This is a genomic window from Pseudomonas sp. GM74, from assembly GCF_000282455.1.
Classification (GTDB): domain Bacteria; phylum Pseudomonadota; class Gammaproteobacteria; order Pseudomonadales; family Pseudomonadaceae; genus Aquipseudomonas.
Window position 1 is genome coordinate 38,892 of the sequence record NZ_AKJG01000051.1, and the last position, 15,755, is coordinate 54,646.

Annotated in this window: 13 protein-coding genes and 1 pseudogene; 9 read left to right on the forward strand and 5 right to left on the reverse strand. The window is 60.0% G+C overall.

All coding sequences use genetic code 11. From position 1 onward, the window contains the following. The first annotated feature begins 413 nt into the window (after positions 1 to 413). Entirely contained in the window at positions 414 to 1,841 is a 1,428-nt protein-coding gene (ccoN, locus tag PMI34_RS15935) for a cytochrome-c oxidase, cbb3-type subunit I (protein WP_008049485.1), read from the forward strand. Further along, positions 1,841 to 2,062 carry a hypothetical protein gene (locus PMI34_RS15930; RefSeq protein ID WP_007982365.1) on the forward strand — a complete coding sequence of 74 codons (222 nt, stop codon included), beginning with the start codon at positions 1,841 to 1,843 and terminating at the stop codon, positions 2,060 to 2,062. The genes ccoN and PMI34_RS15930 overlap by 1 nt, the downstream gene beginning before the upstream one ends. Before the next feature lie 54 nt (positions 2,063 to 2,116). On the opposite strand, the gene PMI34_RS15925 is transcribed toward PMI34_RS15930, so the two are convergent. Further along, positions 2,117 to 2,611, reverse strand: a complete 495-nt coding sequence (locus PMI34_RS15925) for a hypothetical protein (RefSeq protein WP_007987037.1) — start codon at positions 2,609 to 2,611, stop codon at positions 2,117 to 2,119. Between the two features lie 151 nt (positions 2,612 to 2,762). On the opposite strand from PMI34_RS15925, the pseudogene PMI34_RS28765 reads away from it, so the two are divergent. Further along, positions 2,763 to 2,882: pseudogene (locus PMI34_RS28765) on the forward strand (aspartate/glutamate racemase); the annotation flags it as partial. Here PMI34_RS28765 and PMI34_RS15920 read toward each other — a convergent pair. The 3 genes from PMI34_RS15920 to PMI34_RS15910 form a co-directional block, all read right to left on the reverse strand. Then, entirely contained in the window at positions 2,864 to 3,385 is a 522-nt protein-coding gene (locus PMI34_RS15920) for a GNAT family N-acetyltransferase (protein WP_008049487.1), read from the reverse strand. The pseudogene PMI34_RS28765 and the gene PMI34_RS15920 overlap by 19 nt on opposite strands. A gap of 82 nt (positions 3,386 to 3,467) precedes the next feature. Next, positions 3,468 to 4,448, reverse strand: coding sequence for a LysR family transcriptional regulator (locus PMI34_RS15915; protein WP_008049488.1), 981 nt, complete (start codon positions 4,446 to 4,448; stop codon positions 3,468 to 3,470). 73 nt (positions 4,449 to 4,521) lie between these two features. Further along, positions 4,522 to 4,962 (reverse strand): carboxymuconolactone decarboxylase family protein, encoded by a 441-nt coding sequence (locus tag PMI34_RS15910; RefSeq protein WP_008049489.1) that lies wholly within the window; start codon positions 4,960 to 4,962, stop codon positions 4,522 to 4,524. A 205-nt stretch (positions 4,963 to 5,167) separates the two neighbouring features. On the opposite strand from PMI34_RS15910, the gene pdxR reads away from it, so the two are divergent. The 4 genes from pdxR to PMI34_RS15890 all read left to right on the forward strand — a co-directional run bounded on the left by pdxR (position 5,168) and on the right by PMI34_RS15890 (position 8,533). Continuing rightward, positions 5,168 to 6,601, forward strand: coding sequence for a MocR-like pyridoxine biosynthesis transcription factor PdxR (gene pdxR / locus PMI34_RS15905; protein WP_008049504.1), 1,434 nt, complete (start codon positions 5,168 to 5,170; stop codon positions 6,599 to 6,601). Positions 6,602 to 6,724: 123 nt separating this feature from the next. Beyond that, on the forward strand, positions 6,725 to 7,018 hold the full coding sequence (locus PMI34_RS15900; protein ID WP_008049505.1) for an antibiotic biosynthesis monooxygenase family protein: 294 nt from the start codon (positions 6,725 to 6,727) through the stop codon (positions 7,016 to 7,018). Between the two features lie 167 nt (positions 7,019 to 7,185). Beyond that, positions 7,186 to 7,596: a cupin domain-containing protein gene (locus tag PMI34_RS15895; protein ID WP_008049506.1), complete on the forward strand. Its 411-nt coding sequence runs from the start codon at positions 7,186 to 7,188 to the stop codon at positions 7,594 to 7,596. Between the two features lie 229 nt (positions 7,597 to 7,825). Further along, positions 7,826 to 8,533 carry a hypothetical protein gene (locus PMI34_RS15890; RefSeq protein WP_008049507.1) on the forward strand — a complete coding sequence of 236 codons (708 nt, stop codon included), beginning with the start codon at positions 7,826 to 7,828 and terminating at the stop codon, positions 8,531 to 8,533. A 208-nt stretch (positions 8,534 to 8,741) separates the two neighbouring features. Here the strand turns inward: PMI34_RS15890 and PMI34_RS15885 are convergent, their stop codons facing one another. Further along, complete coding sequence (locus PMI34_RS15885; RefSeq protein ID WP_008049508.1) at positions 8,742 to 13,637, reverse strand: NAD-glutamate dehydrogenase; 4,896 nt, start codon at positions 13,635 to 13,637, stop codon at positions 8,742 to 8,744. Positions 13,638 to 14,151: 514 nt separating this feature from the next. Here PMI34_RS15885 and PMI34_RS15880 point away from each other — a divergent pair. Further along, entirely contained in the window at positions 14,152 to 14,505 is a 354-nt protein-coding gene (locus tag PMI34_RS15880; protein WP_008049509.1) for a hypothetical protein, read from the forward strand. A 285-nt stretch (positions 14,506 to 14,790) separates the two neighbouring features. Next, the gene (locus tag PMI34_RS15875) at positions 14,791 to 15,750 is read left to right on the forward strand and encodes an AAA family ATPase (RefSeq protein ID WP_008049510.1); all 960 of its coding nucleotides are present in this window, start codon (positions 14,791 to 14,793) and stop codon (positions 15,748 to 15,750) included. The last annotated feature ends 5 nt before the right edge of the window (positions 15,751 to 15,755 follow it).

Genomic DNA, 15,755 nt, shown 5'->3' on the forward strand with positions numbered 1-15,755 from the left:
ATTGACCGCGCATCCCCGTAACTTCACCTCGCCCGTAGCAGCTGCCGAGCAGCGCGAGGCGGCGTTCGGCGGCGAAGCCGTCGTAAACCCTGTGTCCGTGGTTCAACTGACATTCCGCGTCTTCGGATTTCACGACGGCTGCGTCCGAACGCGGCCCGCGCCGAACGCAGCCTCGCGTTGCTCGGCAGCTGCTACGGCCGGTGGGGCTTTGCGGTTCTTGTGTGACATGACTATGGACTTGCGGCGCAGATCATTACAGATTCACCTGAATGCATAAAAACCGTATCAGAGCGCGAGAGATGGCCGCAGGCGGCTCTCAAATCTGATCCGCATAAATGAAAGTTTCCTGAGCCTGTTTTGTTTCCATCGGGATTTCTACAGTGCACGGCATTGCAACCGTGGAAGCATTGAGCATGAGCACAGCAACTATTGGACAGGCCTATAACTACAAGGTCGTGCGCCAATTCGTCGTGGCGACCGTGATCTGGGGCGTCGTCGGGATGGCGATGGGTGTGTGGATCGCCTCGCAACTGGTGTGGCCGCAGATGAACCTCGATCTGCCGTGGACCACTTTCGGTCGTTTGCGCCCGTTGCACACCAGCCTGGTGATTTTCGGATTCGCCGGCAGCGCACAATTCGCCGCCAGTTATTACGCGGTGCAGCGCACCTGTCAGGTGCGGCTGTTCTCGGACAAACTCGCCGCCTTCACCTTCTGGGGCTGGCAGTCGGTCATTGTGGTGATGCTGATCACCCTGCCGCTGGGCTATACCACCACCAAGGAATACGCCGAGATCGAGTTCTCCGGCGCGGTGTGGATGACCGTGGTCTGGGTCGCTTATGCCATCGTGTTCTTCACCACCGTGGTGCAGCGCAAGACCAGACACATCTATGTCGGCAACTGGTTCTTCGGTGCGTTCATCGTGGTCATTGCGATGCTGCACGTGGTCAACCACCTGTCGATTCCGGTGGGCTGGTTCAAGTCCTACCCGGTGTACTCCGGGGCTACCGACGCCATGGTCCAGTGGTGGTACGGACACAACGCCGTGGGCTTTTTCCTGACCACCGGTTTCCTCGGCATGATGTATTACTTCGTGCCGAAACAGGCCGGTCGGCCGGTGTATTCCTATCGCCTGTCGATCGTGCATTTCTGGGCGCTGATCACCCTGTACATCTGGGCCGGTCCGCACCACTTGCACTACACCGCGCTGCCGGACTGGGCGCAGTCGCTGGGCATGGCCATGTCGCTGATCCTGCTGGCGCCGAGTTGGGGCGGCATGATCAACGGCATGATGACGCTGTCGGGTGCGTGGCATAAATTGCGCACCGACCCGATCCTGCGTTTTCTGGTGCTGTCCCTGGCGTTCTACGGCATGTCGACCTTCGAAGGGCCGATGATGGCGATCAAGACGGTCAACGCCCTCTCCCACTACACCGACTGGACCATCGGCCATGTACACGCCGGCGCCCTCGGCTGGGTGGCGATGATCACCTTCGGTGCGACATACCACATGGTGCCGAAAATCTTCGGCCGTGAGCAGATGCACAGCACGCCGCTGATCAACCTGCACTTCTGGCTCGCCACCATCGGTACTGTGCTGTACATCGCCTCGATGTGGGTCAACGGCATCACCCAGGGCTTGATGTGGCGTGCAATCAACGACGACGGCACCTTGACCTACTCGTTCGTCGAAGCCCTGCAGGCCAGCCATCCGGGGTTTGTGGTGCGCTTCGCCGGCGGCGTGCTCTTCCTCACGGGCATGTTGCTGATGGCCTACAACGTGTGGCGCACGGTGCGGGTCTCGGACGTGGCGATGGTGGAACGTGAGGCGCAGACAGCCTGATGACTGAAGTCGTGCTGAACCTGCTGGGTATGGCGTTTCTGTGGTTCGCCATCGAATACTGCCTGCGCCACCAGACTACCAAGAGCCTCGACGACGCCAGCCTGATCCCGTTTGCCGACGACCCGGAGGTGGCGCGACGGGTGGAGGCGGCTACCGGGAAGACCATCAATGCAGTGGCGCCCGAAGAGGTGAAGCCAGGCTGGGGAAACACTGATTTCTGATGCAACACCGCCGCTCCCACATGGGTTATTTATTGTTTACACAATTGGAACCCGTCAGACACGATCCCGGGGGATCAAAACCTGTAGCTGCTGCGCCAGAAAATCCGCATCGAACGCAAAGGTATCCGGGTCCTTCAAGCCATTGGTCTTGCGCCACTGCCAGGCGTTCGACGGCGGCAGGCACACCAGCGAAACGCTGCCATAGCGCGCAGCGGTAAAGCCCATCACTGCCAGGGAAATCTGCCCACCGGCGCCCATCACATCCGGCACGAACTCCACCGGTTTTCCGGCAATCGCTATGGACAGTTTCTCGGTCTTGAACGTCGACGTCTCGACCGGCACGCTCGGCCCGAACGCAACATAGGCTTCACGTGTCACCTCCAGCAGATTCGGCGCCAGCACCGGCTCCAGCCATTGCTGGATCTGATCGAACAAATCGCCGATGCGCGTCGCCCACTCGGCCGATTGCGCCTCAAACACTTGTTTCTTGTGCGCTTCGCTTTCTGCGTAGTGGCGAAGCATCTCGCCCAGTTGCCGTACGTCGTCCATTGCGGTGTTCCTTTGGTTGGAGCGGTACTGCGGACTTCGAGCATGGCAGATGCGCGCACGCTGCGTACGACTAATACCTGACGACAGTTTGCACCGTCGCGTAATCGCGGGCACTGCAGGTGCGCACTTCACCTGACAAACGGAGCACGATATGCGCACCATCGGCCTGATCGGCGGCATGAGCCGGGAGTCCAGCGCCGAGTATTACCGCCTGATCAACCAGCAGGTACGCGAGCGCCCTGGGCGAGTGACTCAGCCGACCTTGGGCATGCGACGCAGGCGCGCCATGCTCAAGGTGTCCACCAGCACGCCGTCGCGTACGGCGTAATCACGCAACAGGCCTTCGGATTCGAAACCGAACTTGCGATACAGCGCAATGGCCGCTTCGTTGTCGGCGTACACCGAAAGCTCGACGCGCTGCAGGTTCATCCAGTTGTCGGCGATATCCAGCGCCGCAGTGAGCAGCCTGGAGCCCACGCCCTTGCCCTGCCACGCCACCGCAACGCCCATGCCGAAACTGCCGGCATGGCTGCGACGAATGCGCGAGAACTGCTCCAGGCCAATGTTGCCGATGACCGTACCTTGATGCAGGGCCACCACTTTCACCAGGCGTTCGTTATCCAGCGCCAGGCGACTGCGCCAGAGTTCGGTGGTCTGAAACGGCATTTGCAGGGTTTGGCGGGCGATTGCAGGATCGTTGTACAGCGCCGTAATGCCTTCGATATGGGATTCGTTGAAGCGTTCGAGGGTGATGACGGGATCAGTGGCTGGCATGGGTGAATCATCCTTGAAGCAGACATGGCCGTTCACTCTATAACGCTTCCTTCCAGTATGGCGAGAACCAATGTGGGAGCACTCAGCTTTCGAACCACTCCCGGCGCTCGCTGAAGGTGTTTTCGATCAATTCGACGATCATCCGTACCTGCGCGTCGTTCCCGGAATCGGCGTTGACCGCCATCCACACCTGACGCCGCATCGGCTGGTCAAACAGGTCCGGCAAGGCAATCAGCCCGCGGTCGAAGTGGCTCATGTAGTGCGGCAGCAGGCCGATGCAGGCACTGCAACGAATCATCTCCAGCATCAGTTCCCAGGATTGCAGATGCACCACCCCGGCCAGGCGTTCATCCACCAGTGCATTCCATGGCCGGAAGCTTTCGACATGGCCATCCTGCCGCCATTGCACCAGCAGAAAATCTGCCAGGTCATCCAGGCGTTCCGGCCTGGAGGCAACCCGCGAATAGCGCTTGGCAATGTGCGGCAGGTAATCGAGTTGCGCCAGGCGCCGGGGTTCTGTGGTGGCAAAGCTCGGCCCAGGTAACGGCGATCCGGTCTCGCCCAGCCACACCACCACGTCGGCGCTGACTGCCTGCAATGACAATTCGCTGTCCAGGGTCATGATGTCCAGTCGCACACTGGCGTTGCGCCGCAGCAGCGCAACCAGGTCGCGACCGAGAACGTCACGCAGGATCGAGTCCGCCACGGCCAGCCGAATCAACGGCTGCTCGATCACCGGCAAGTTGCGCTCATGGGCCAGGGCTATCAATTGTGCGTGCAAGCGCAAGCCATCGCGGCTGAGGCTCAAGCCATTGTCTGAATGGTTGAACAGCGAACACTGCAGCTGTGTTTCCAGCAGCACCAATTGCCTGCGCAGGCGGGTGGCCTTGATGTTGAGACTGCGGGCGGCCTGCATGAAACAACCGCAACGGGCACTGACGGTGAAATACAGCGCCAGTTCGGGGTCGAGCCCCGCAGCCAACTGGCGCCATGACGCATTTTTATCGATGGCTATACGATACTCGGCAGCCCCCTGGTGGGAGCTGATTTCCATGACTGACATCGAGGACTCCCTGTCGACCTTGCAATGACAGTTGCATCCTGCGGATCATTCATGAACCTGCTGTGACAATGACTCAGGCGCTGGGTGTTTGCCGAAAGCTCACGGCCAGGCGATTCCAGCTGTTGATGGTGGTGACGGCGATGGTCAAGTCGACCAATTCGCTTTCACTGAACTGCTCCCGGGTTTGCGCGTAGACATCGTCCGGCACGTGGCTTTCGCAGAGCAAGGTGACCGCCTCGGTCCATGCCAGCGCGGCTCTTTCCCGCGGATTGAAAAAGTTACTTTCGCGCCAGACCACAATGCCATACAGACGCCGGTCGCTTTCACCCAGGCGCCGTGCATCCACCGAGTGCATGTCAGTGCAAAAGGCACAGCCATTGAGCTGCGAAGCACGAATCTTGATCAGGTGCAGCAGGCTCTGTTCGATGCTCAGGCTGCTGGTCAGGGCCTCCATGGCGATCATGGCTTTCATCGCTTTGGGGGACGCGCTGTAGTAATCCAGACGGGGGTTCATGGAACGATCTCGTGCAGCCGTGAGGTGATCTTCACGGTAGCCGCTGGCGCGGGGGCATGACAGATCCAATTCGGCGATTTCCCCGTGGACCACCGCCACCAGACCAATTGACGGTTTTTCCACCGCACAACTTCTGCACCACCGGCGGATAAGGGTAATCTTGCGCGACGCACACGCGCCTCATTCGCCCCGGAGCCTCGCCGGTATGGAACTACATGTTGTCATCAACGGTCGCAAGGACCTGGCCGGCCAGCTGTACAACCAACTGCGCAGCGCCATCGAGTCCGGTCGCCTGGCCGCCGGGACGCAGCTGCCGCCCAGTCGTTTGCTGGCCGAACAATTGGGTATTTCGCGCAAGACCATATCCGATACCTACGCTCAGCTGACCTACGAAAACTTCCTCACCGGAGTGGTCGGCAAAGGCACCTACGTCAACGCGCGCACCTCAAAGGTGCAGCGTAAACAGAGCCATTGCGAGCTCGCCGGTTTCGAGGTGATCGAATCCTGGCGCAACCTGCCGGTGTTTCTGCGTCACCCGACCCTGGAAGGCTCGCTGCGCTACGACTTCATCGGTGGTGCGACCAGCAAGGGTCAGTTTCCCCAGGATGACTGGCGGCGCTGCACCTCCCATGCACTACGCCAGATTGCCGGTTCCAAGGGCTTCTACAGCTTGCCAGAGGGCCTGCCGGCCTTGCGCAACGCCATTGCGCGGCACATCGCGTTCTCCCGCGGGGTCAACTGCCAGGATGAGGATGTGGTGGTGTGCAACGGCGCGCAGCAGGCGCTGGACCTGATCGCCCGGGTGCTGATCAGTCCGGGCAGCCTGGTCGCCATGGAGGACCCCGGCTACCCGCCGGCGCGCCTGCTGTTCGGCACCCATGGCGCGACGGTGATCGGCGTGCCGGTGGACGCCGAAGGCATCGTGGTGGACCAAATCCCGCACGGCACGCGCCTGATCTACGTCACCCCTTCGCACCAGTTCCCGCTGGGCATGCCGATGAGCCAGGCGCGCCGGGTGGCACTGCTGGCCAAGGCCCACGAGTTGGGCGCGATCATCATCGAGGACGACTACGACAGCGAGTTCCGCTACGAGGGCCGTCCCACCGATTCCCTGCAAAGCATGGATGAACGCGGGGTCGTCGCGTACGTCGGGACTTTTTCCAAAACCCTGCTGCCCGAACTGCGCCTGGGCTATGCGATTTTGCCACCGGCGATCCTTGAGGCCGTGGTGCGCGCCAAGCAGCTCACCGACCTGCACACCTCGACCCTGCCGCAATGGGCGCTGGCCAAGTTCATCGCCGAAGGCTGCCTGCTCAAGCACATTCGGCGCTGCCATACGATCTATGCCGGCCGCCGTGAGCGGATCCTGGCGCGCATGGCCGGCGACCTCTCGCCCTGGCTGGAGGCCGTGCCGACCACTGCCGGCTTCCACATGACGGTGATGTGCAAAGTGCCGCTGGATATTCCATTAGTGATCGAACTGGCGAAAAAAGTCGAAGTCGGGCTCTATGCCATCGACAGCTTTTTCTATCAGCAAGCGCCCAGGGCCGGGCTTTGGTTCGGTTTTGGCGCCATCGAAACCCTCGACATCGACATCGCCCTGGACCGTTTGCGCGACATCCTGCAACAGGTGGCCTGACGGATTGGCCTGCGTCTTTATCCGGCGATTGGCTATTGGCGGTCCCGGGGTGCAGGCCTATCCTGCATAGGCGTTATCCCTCAATGAGCAGGATTCGTCCGGCCTGATTCAGGAGTGTGAGCAATGTCCTATGAAGTGATCAATACCGTACAGGTACAGGCCGCCGCCGGCCGCTCGGATGAACTGGGCAAGCAACTGCAGAAGATTGTCGAAACCCTGCGTGAATTGCCCGGCTGCGAATCCTATATGGTCGACCGCTGCCCCGAGGACACCAATCGCTGGACCGTCAGCGCCCACTGGCAATCGGAAGCGGCCATGCGATCGCATTTCAACTGCCCCGAAGTCCAGGGCTTCATCAGCCTGATCGATAGCCAACTGGCCAATGCCGTGGACTTCAACAGTTTTCCGATCGTTTAACCAATACCTGTGGCGAGGGAGCTTGCTCCCTCGCCACAATTCGTTCTTCATTGGCCCGAAATCTTCTGCAATTGGTCCCCCCACCTTCCCGAATATTGGCTGTTTAACCTCTATTGCTTGCGCACTACTGTTGTTTACGACAACTAACCCACCGCAGGTAAACAACCATGAACATATTGCGCTTTTGTGCTGCCCCCCTTGCTGCCCTGGCCCTGATGGTCTGCGCATCGGCTTTTGCCCATGACCCTTCGGAAAAGGTCACTATCCTGCAAGACGAGATGTTGAAAAACGTCCCCGGTAAAAAAGCGCTGATGATCGAAGTCGATTACGAGCCCGGGCAGTCCTCCATCGCCCACAAGCACGAAGGTACCGCCATGGCTTATGTCCTTTCGGGAGAGATCATTTCCCAAGTCAAAGGCGAGGCGGCGAAAACCTACAAGGCCGGTGAGTTCTGGTATGAGCCGGCGGGGTCGGAACACATGGTGTCGAAAAATGCCAGCGCGACCCAACCGGCCAGGTTGCTGGTGTTCATGGTATTGGCCCCCGACGAGAAAGTGTTGATCCCACTGGAACACTGATGGCTGAACGTACAGCTATAAATAAAAAGGCTCGAATCGCGAATTCGGGCCTTTTAATTTCCTCACGCAATTAACCGAAAGCTTTTAAACCAAACAAAACTATTGGTCGCCGGACAAGGGTGGATATTGGCTATTTAAATAAATCATCCAGGGTTTAGTCTTGAGTCACCGCCGGCACAACACCGGCAACTTTAACTTTCGACTGAAGTTGATTCACTGGAGAAACACCATGAAACTTGTGCTTGCCAGTACGTTGACCATGGCCGTTGTTTTAACCGGTTGCTCGATCCCCACCGCGCCGACAGCGGTTTCTTCGCTGAACGGTATCTTTACCGAACCGGTAGGCCGCAGCGGTGCCACCCGTATAACCAACGGCAGCCATGTCTCGCTGGGCATCGTCTACAGCCAGAATACTCAGACCAACCGCGCCTACCTTCGGGACTACCAGGCCAACGCCGGCACGGGTTTCGGTCAGAGTCTGCTGGTGCAGCCGATTCATGACGCCTACGTAGCCACTTCCAGGCCAGACCTGGCCGTGGATTGGGTCAAGGCCTCCCTGCAGCGGCAATTCGGCTCGGTTACGGTGTATCCGGACATGCAGAGCCTCAGGGCGGCAAAACCGGATGTGATGGCGGTGGTCGACACCCGTAGTCAACTGATAACGTCGCGTAGTTCGGATATACAGGCGGATGTCAGTGCGGATTTCTATGACAAAAATTTCAATTACATCGGTACTGCAAAAGGTCACGATGCTAAAGCACTTAGTCCAGTCTGGGCGGACTATAAACGTAGTGAAGAGATAGTTGCGGACATTAACGAACAACAGAACGTGCAAGTCCGGGCGCTGCAAAGGTTTGACCAGTCGCTCAGTAATTTACTGACCAGCCCGACAAGTAATGTATCGATGAACGCTGAAAAAACTTCAGTCTTCAAGTAATTAATGGGTGCTTATATCCCCTTCGCGGGCAAGCCCGCTCCCACAGTTGATTTGGTGTACATGGGTGATGCGCACGACACAAATCACTGTGGGAGCGGGCTTGGTCCGGGTGGCGTTCCGACGAAGGCGTCCGGCCAGTCACCAGAAAACCTCCGACAGAAAAAAGCCCCGCATCTCTCAATGCGGGGCTTTTTCATTCAACGCCTGATCAGGCAGCCGGTTCCAGCTCGGCGGCGATAGTGGCAGGCGCTACCGCTTGACCGCTCAATGCCAGGTCCAGCAGCTCGCGGTTGGCCACCGCGTACATGGCGTAGTCCGTGCCGCTGGCGGCACGGATTTCCACCAGCATGACACGCCAGCGCTCGATCATGCTTTCGTGCTGCGCCATCCACAGGGAGAGCCGTGTTTCCACGTCCTGGGTGCCGTCGCCCTGTTGCAGGACCGAGATGGTGATCGCACGTTGCTGCCAGTCGACGTCATCGCGGAACGCTTCACGGGCCAGGGCCTGCCAGTTGTTTTCAACCGGCAGAGCGCTGATCTGTTGCATGTACCAGGTGATGTCCAGCGCGCTGCCCACGGCGAAGTAGGCCTTGGCCACCTCTGCCGGATCCTGGCCAGTCACGTCGGAAGCCTCGATGATCGGCAGCAGGGTGTACAGGTGCGAAGTGCCAGCCACCATACGTGCCAGCAACTCCGGCACACCGGCTTCGACGTAAGCCTGATAACGGGTCTGCCAGGTTTCGCGGATCTCGCCACTGAGCAGCTCGTCGAGCTTCAGACCCAACTCTTTCAGATGCGGACCGAAGTGCGCGACGTCACGGGCAGCATTCTGCTCGTTGCGACGGGCACGCAGGAACCAGCGCGTAGCGCGACGGCCCAGACGCATCAGCTCGTCCATCAGCTCCAGTTGCACGTCGGCGGAGACCTGGTAGTCCAGGGCTTCAATCTGACGGAACCAGTGCGGGAGATGGAAAATGTCACGCACGATCACGTAGGCGCCGGCTACGTTCGCCGGGCTCATGCCGGTCGACTCTTTGAGTCGTTGAACGAAGGTGATGCCCATGTGGTTCACCAGATCGTTGGCGATCTGGGTGCTGACGATTTCACGCTTCAGACGGTGACGGCGCATGGCCGCTGAGAACTTGCTCACCAGCGTTGGCGGGAAAGCGGTTTCCATGTCACGGGTCAGGTAGTCGTCGTCCGGCACCAGGGAGCCCAGCAACTGCTCCTTGAGGTCGATCTTGCTGTAGGAGATCAGCACCGACAGCTCGGCACGGGTCAGGCCATGGCCTTCGGCAATGCGCTCGTTGATTGCATCTTCGGCCGGCAGGAACTCGATGGCGCGATCCAGCTTGCCGCGGCCTTCCAGATCGTTCATCAGGCGCTTGTATTCGGCAATCCGCGGCAATGCACGGCGGGCTGCCAACGACAGGGCCTGAGTCTGCTTGTAGTTGTTGCCCAGCACCAGGCCACCGACTTCGTCGGTCATGCTCGCCAGCAACTGGTTACGTTGCTTGTCGGTCATGTCGCCGGCCTGAACCACTTCGTTGAGCAGGATCTTGATGTTCACTTCGTGGTCGGAGCAGTCCACGCCACCGGCGTTGTCGATGAAGTCGGTGTTGGAGCCGCCGCCATTGAGGCCGAACTCGACGCGACCCAGTTGGGTCATGCCCAGGTTACCGCCCTCGCCCACGACTTTGCAGCGCAGTTCGTTGCCGTTCACGCGCAGTGCATCGTTGGCCTTGTCGCCGACATCGGCGTGGCTTTCGCTGCTGGCTTTGACGTAAGTACCGATACCGCCGTTCCACAGCAGATCCACCGGCGCCTTGAGCAAGGCGTTGAGCAGTTCGGTCGGGGTCAGCTTGTCGGCCGAGATGTCGAAGCGTTCCTGCATTTGCGGGGAAATCGCAATGCTCTTCGCGCTACGGGAGAAGATGCCGCCGCCTTCGGACATGATGCTGGTGTCGTAGTCCGACCAGGCCGAACGCGGCAGGTCGAACAGGCGCTGACGCTCGGCGAAGCTCGACGCCGGCTCAGGGTTCGGATCGATGAAGATGTGCAGGTGGTTGAATGCCGCGACCAGTTGCAGCTTGTCGGACATCAGCAAGCCGTTACCGAACACGTCACCGGCCATGTCGCCGACACCCACTACGGTGATGCTGTCTTCCTGGACATTGATGCCGCGCTCGCGGAAGTGGCGCTGAACGCCAACCCACGCGCCCTTGGCGGTGATGCCCATCTTCTTGTGGTCGTAACCGGCCGAACCACCGGACGCAAACGCGTCACCCAGCCAGAAGCCGTAGTCGATGGCGATGCCGTTGGCGATGTCGGAGAAGGTCGCAGTGCCCTTGTCCGCGGCCACGACCAGGTACGGGTCATCGTGGTCATGACGCACGACGTTGGCCGGTGGCACCAGGGCGCCGTCCTTCAGGTTGTCGGTGATGTCCAACAGGCCCGAAATGAAGATGCGGTAGCAGGCGATGCCCTCGGCTGCGATCTCGTCACGGCTGCCGCCCAGTGGCAGGCGACGCGGCAGGAAGCCGCCCTTCGCACCCACCGGCACGATCACCGAGTTCTTCACTTGCTGGGCTTTTACCAGGCCCAGGACTTCGGTACGGAAGTCTTCTTCACGGTCGGACCAGCGCAGGCCGCCACGGGCCACGTTGCCGAAGCGCAGGTGCACGCCTTCGACCCGCGGCGAGTAAACGAAGATTTCGAACTTCGGTACCGGCTTCGGCAGTTCAGGGATCAAGTGCGGGTTGAACTTGAAGCTGAAGTACGACTTGTTATGGCCGTTGGCATCGGTCTGGTAGAAGTTGGTGCGCAGGGTGGCCTTGATCAGGTCCAGGTAGCGACGCAGGATGCGGTCTTCGTTCAGTACCTGGACGTCGTCCAGGGCGCTGAGAATCGCGTGTTCCAGGCGTTGCTGCTTGTCTCCCAGATCGTCGCCGGTCAGCTTGCGCGCCAGGTAGAAGCGGGTCTTGAACAACCGGGTCAACTCGCGAGCGATGTCAGTGTGGTTGTTCAGGGTGCTGGCGATGTAGCCCAGGTCGAAGCCCAGACGAATCTGCTTCATGTAGCGGGCGTAGGCACGCAGCAACGCGACGTCGCGCCATGGCAGGCCGGCGGTCAGCACCAGACGGTTGAACGCGTCGTTCTCGGCTTCGCCACGCACGATGTGGACGAATGCGTCCTGCAGCGTGTCGTTGAGTTGCTGGATGTCGAGTTCCAGGCCTTCGGCGGCGGTGAACGCGAAGTCATGAATCCAGAATTCGCGACCATTGCTGTGACGCAGGTGATACGGGAACTCGCCCAGCACGCGCAGACCGAGGTTTTCCAGGATCGGCAGGACGTCGGACAGTGCCAGCGGAGTATCGGCGTGGTACAGCTTGCAATGCAGCTGGCGCTGACCGGCGACCTGGCCCAGCGGCTGATAGAAGCTCATCACCAGCGGGTTCTTGTCGCTCAGGCTCAACAGATGCTGCATGTCGACCACAGCGGAATGCGCGGCGAAACGCTCGCGGTAACCGGCCGGGAAGCCTTTCGGGAAATCGGCCAGCACGTTGGTGCCCTGGGCTTCACCGAAGCTCTCGACGGTCAGTGCGGCGTAGTCGTCCTGCCAGCTGCGGCAGGCCTGCACCACTTCTTTTTCCAGCAGCAGCGGGTCGATGTCGAGGCGGTTTTTCGGGTCGACGCGCAGGATCAGCTGCACGCGGGCCAGCACGGACTCGGAGAAGAAGGTCCAGAACTCGCAGTCGGTCGCTTTCAGGCGATCCATCAGCACTTGCTGGATCTTCTGGCGCACTTCGGTGGAGTAGATGTCACGCGGCACGTAGGCCAGGCAGTAGCAGAAACGGCCGTACGGGTCTTTGCGCAGGAACACGCGAATCTTGTTGCGTTCCTGGATCTGCACGATCGACATCACGGTGCTGAACAGTTCGTCCACCGGGGTCTGGAACAGATCGTCGCGCGGCAGCACTTCGAGCACCTGCGCCAGTTCCTTGCCCAGGTGGGCCTTGGCCTGGAAGCCGGAACGGTGTTCGATTTCCTCGACCTTGCGGCGGATGTACGGGATCACCCGCACGCTCTCGCCATACACCGACGAGGTGTACAGGCCCATGAAACGGCATTCCTTGATGACCTTGCCGTTGGCGTCAACTTCACGGATCGACACGAAATCCGGGTAAGCCGGACGGTGGACACGGCTTGGGTGCGAAGCCTTGGCGAACGACAGCAGGGTCGGTTCGCGCAGGTAGTTCACGGCGTAGTCTTCGATGCGCAGGTCATCGTAGGTCAGGCCGGCACGCAGCAGCTTGGTCAGGCCGAGGAAGGAATCCTTGTCGTAGACGATGTGGCCGCCATCGGCTTCATCGCTGACCACGAACTCTTCATAACCGAGGAAGGTGAAGTGGTTGCCCACCAGCCATTCCAGGAAGCTCTTGATTTCGTTCTTCTCGTCGCCATCGACGGCGAACTGGCTGTTGTCCAGCTTGGTCAGGATCTCCTGGACCTTGGCCTTCATCGGCTCGAAATCGCCGACGGCCACGCGGACTTCACCGAGCACCTGCTCCAGCTCTTTGCTCAGGACATTGAGCTCGGCGGTGTTGGCGCAGCGGTCGATTTCCAGGTACATCAGCGATTCTTGCTGAATGTCGTCGCCCTGGGTGCCTTTCGGCAGGATTTCCAGCAACTCGCCCTTGCTGCCACGACGCACGCTCAGCACGGTGGTTTGCAGGGTATGGATGCTGTAGCCGCGGCGGTTCAGCTCGGTACGCACCGAGTCCACCAGGAATGGCAGGTCGTGGTGCAGCACTTCAACCGCCGTGTGGGTCGACTGCCAGCCGTGGCGTTCGTAGTCGGGGTTGAAGACGCGCACTTGCGGTTGCGCGTGATCGAAGCGCTCAAGCAGGCGCCATGCAGAAAGGGTGCAGCCAGCAAGGTCGGACAACCGACGCTGGGTCAGCTCGTCAAGGGAAATGATGCCGAAGAATTGTTCAGCGAACAGCGCCACTTGTGGCAGTGCCTGTTCACTGATGTGCTGCGCCAGTGCCGCTTGCAGTTGGTGCTGGAAGTCGGCTTTGCTGGCTGCGGTGAAGAACGCCATCTGTGGTACTCCGCTTGGGCTTGTTATTGATGAAAGCGTCGCGCGAAACCCCTTTCGGGGCTACGTTTCAAAGCTAGCCGTCACCCGGCTCCTGATTCTCGGGCAGAGGAAACAGGGTGACAGGTGGGTGAAGCTGGACGAGACACTCAGGTCACATTCACCTTCCGTGAATGGGCATCTGCAAAAACGACTGGGCTGCGTGCAGCGCAATGTCTTTACAGGTGCTCATCCGTTGCGCAGCTTAACGAGTGCGGCAAGGCCCGTGCTTGCGGTGCTGCGACATATTCGGTCAACGGCACGCAGCTTGAGGGCGGCGTATCGAACAACACTAGCATTCGCACAGGAAAATGACGGTTTTCCGTCCGGTTTTACGGGACATCCGTACCAGAAATGACCAGCAACACTTTGCTCGGTCACAACTCATCCTCTGACACCCGGACGAGCAGAAATGTGCGCGGGCTGGCAGAATCGCCCTTTACTGCGTTTACCACGCCCGTCGAGCCAGGAATTTCCCATGAAAATGAAAACCGCCCTCTTGATCGTCAACCCTTGCGACGACGAAGAAGACAACATGGCCATGCTCTGCTGCCATAGCGACCAGGGCGAAATGTTCCTGATGAGCCGCTACCCGGATGAAGAAGAGCTGGAAATCACCCTCGACGGCGAACCTTCGACCCTGGATGGCGTGAAAGTCACCCTGAGCCCTTCCCTGCTGAAGATCGAAATAGCGGCTGCCGATGCCGATGCGCTGAATGGGGATGATGTGCTGGAGATCACTTTTGATGCCGACATGACGGATCTGGCCGAAGTGGAAGAAACCCTGCAGAACATTCTCAAGGGTACTGGCACCTATATCAGCCAGATCTGATGGTGCCTGAGCGGGCGCCTTCGCGAGCAAGCCCGCTCCCACAGTTGACCGCGTTAATCCGGCAAGAATGCGATCAAATGTGGGAGCGGGCTTGCTCGCGAAGAGGCTCGAAAGAACACCACCAGCCTGCAACCTGTAGAAAGTTCCTACAACGATTGCCAACCATTTCCTGCACTTTGCGCAAAATGCCGTTAGTCGGCGCCCCCCGCGATGGATTAAAGTAACGCCCCCAGCCCTGGCGTCTTTCGAACGTCCTCGGCCACCCTTTTGCAGGAACAGTCATCGATGGAACATCGTGAAGCGCTGCTGGCGCTGCGAACCTTTCTTTCAACGCAGATTCTCGGCCAGGAAAAGCTCATCGAGCGCTTGCTCATCGCCCTGCTCGCCGACGGCCACATGCTGGTCGAGGGGGCTCCTGGCCTGGCCAAGACCAAGGCCATCAAAGAACTTGCCGAAGGCATCGAAGCTCAGTTCCACCGCATCCAGTTCACCCCCGACCTGTTGCCGGCCGACATTACCGGCACGGAAATCTACCGCCCGGAAACCGGCAGTTTCGTGTTCCAGCAAGGCCCGATCTTCCACAACCTGGTATTGGCGGACGAAATCAACCGCGCCCCGGCCAAGGTCCAGTCGGCCTTGCTCGAAGCCATGGGCGAGCGGCAGGTCAGTGTCGGGCGCAGCACCTATGAGCTGTCGCCGCTGTTTCTGGTGATGGCCACGCAGAACCCGATCGAGCAGGAAGGCACCTACCCGCTGCCGGAAGCCCAGCTCGACCGCTTCCTGATGCACGTGAAGATCGGTTTCCCGGACGCGACGGTTGAACGCAAGATCCTGCAACAGGCCCGTGGTGAAGCGCTCAACGGCGAAGCGAAGCCTGAGCGTCGGGTGACTCAACAGACGATTTTTGTCGCACGCAAGGAAATCCTCGGTCTGTACATGGCCGACGCCGTGGAGGAATACCTGGTGCAACTGGTCATGGCCACCCGCACCCCGGCCAAGTTCGATCCGGAGATGGCCGAGTGGATCGCCTACGGCGCCAGCCCGCGCGGTTCGATTGCCCTGGACCGTTGCGCCCGCGCCCACGCCTGGCTGGCCGGACGCGACTTCGTCAGCCCCGAAGATATCCAGGCCGTGTTGTTCGACGTGCTGCGCCATCGCATCATTCTGTCCTTTGAAGCCGAAGCCGCTGGCATCGATCAGGACCGGGTGGTCCAGCGGATTCTCGACGTCGTAGCCGTCGCTTGACCCTG

Coding starts and splice junctions, on each gene's coding strand:
- ccoN (WP_008049485.1), top strand. CDS start 414: ATGAGCACAGCAACTATTGGACAGGCCTATAACTACAAGGTCGTGCGC.
- PMI34_RS15930 (WP_007982365.1), top strand. CDS start 1,841: ATGACTGAAGTCGTGCTGAACCTGCTGGGTATGGCGTTTCTGTGGTTC.
- PMI34_RS15925 (WP_007987037.1), bottom strand. CDS start 2,611: ATGGACGACGTACGGCAACTGGGCGAGATGCTTCGCCACTACGCAGAA.
- PMI34_RS15920 (WP_008049487.1), bottom strand. CDS start 3,385: ATGCCAGCCACTGATCCCGTCATCACCCTCGAACGCTTCAACGAATCC.
- PMI34_RS15915 (WP_008049488.1), bottom strand. CDS start 4,448: ATGTCAGTCATGGAAATCAGCTCCCACCAGGGGGCTGCCGAGTATCGT.
- PMI34_RS15910 (WP_008049489.1), bottom strand. CDS start 4,962: ATGAACCCCCGTCTGGATTACTACAGCGCGTCCCCCAAAGCGATGAAA.
- pdxR (WP_008049504.1), top strand. CDS start 5,168: ATGGAACTACATGTTGTCATCAACGGTCGCAAGGACCTGGCCGGCCAG.
- PMI34_RS15900 (WP_008049505.1), top strand. CDS start 6,725: ATGTCCTATGAAGTGATCAATACCGTACAGGTACAGGCCGCCGCCGGC.
- PMI34_RS15895 (WP_008049506.1), top strand. CDS start 7,186: ATGAACATATTGCGCTTTTGTGCTGCCCCCCTTGCTGCCCTGGCCCTG.
- PMI34_RS15890 (WP_008049507.1), top strand. CDS start 7,826: ATGAAACTTGTGCTTGCCAGTACGTTGACCATGGCCGTTGTTTTAACC.
- PMI34_RS15885 (WP_008049508.1), bottom strand. CDS start 13,637: ATGGCGTTCTTCACCGCAGCCAGCAAAGCCGACTTCCAGCACCAACTG.
- PMI34_RS15880 (WP_008049509.1), top strand. CDS start 14,152: ATGAAAATGAAAACCGCCCTCTTGATCGTCAACCCTTGCGACGACGAA.
- PMI34_RS15875 (WP_008049510.1), top strand. CDS start 14,791: ATGGAACATCGTGAAGCGCTGCTGGCGCTGCGAACCTTTCTTTCAACG.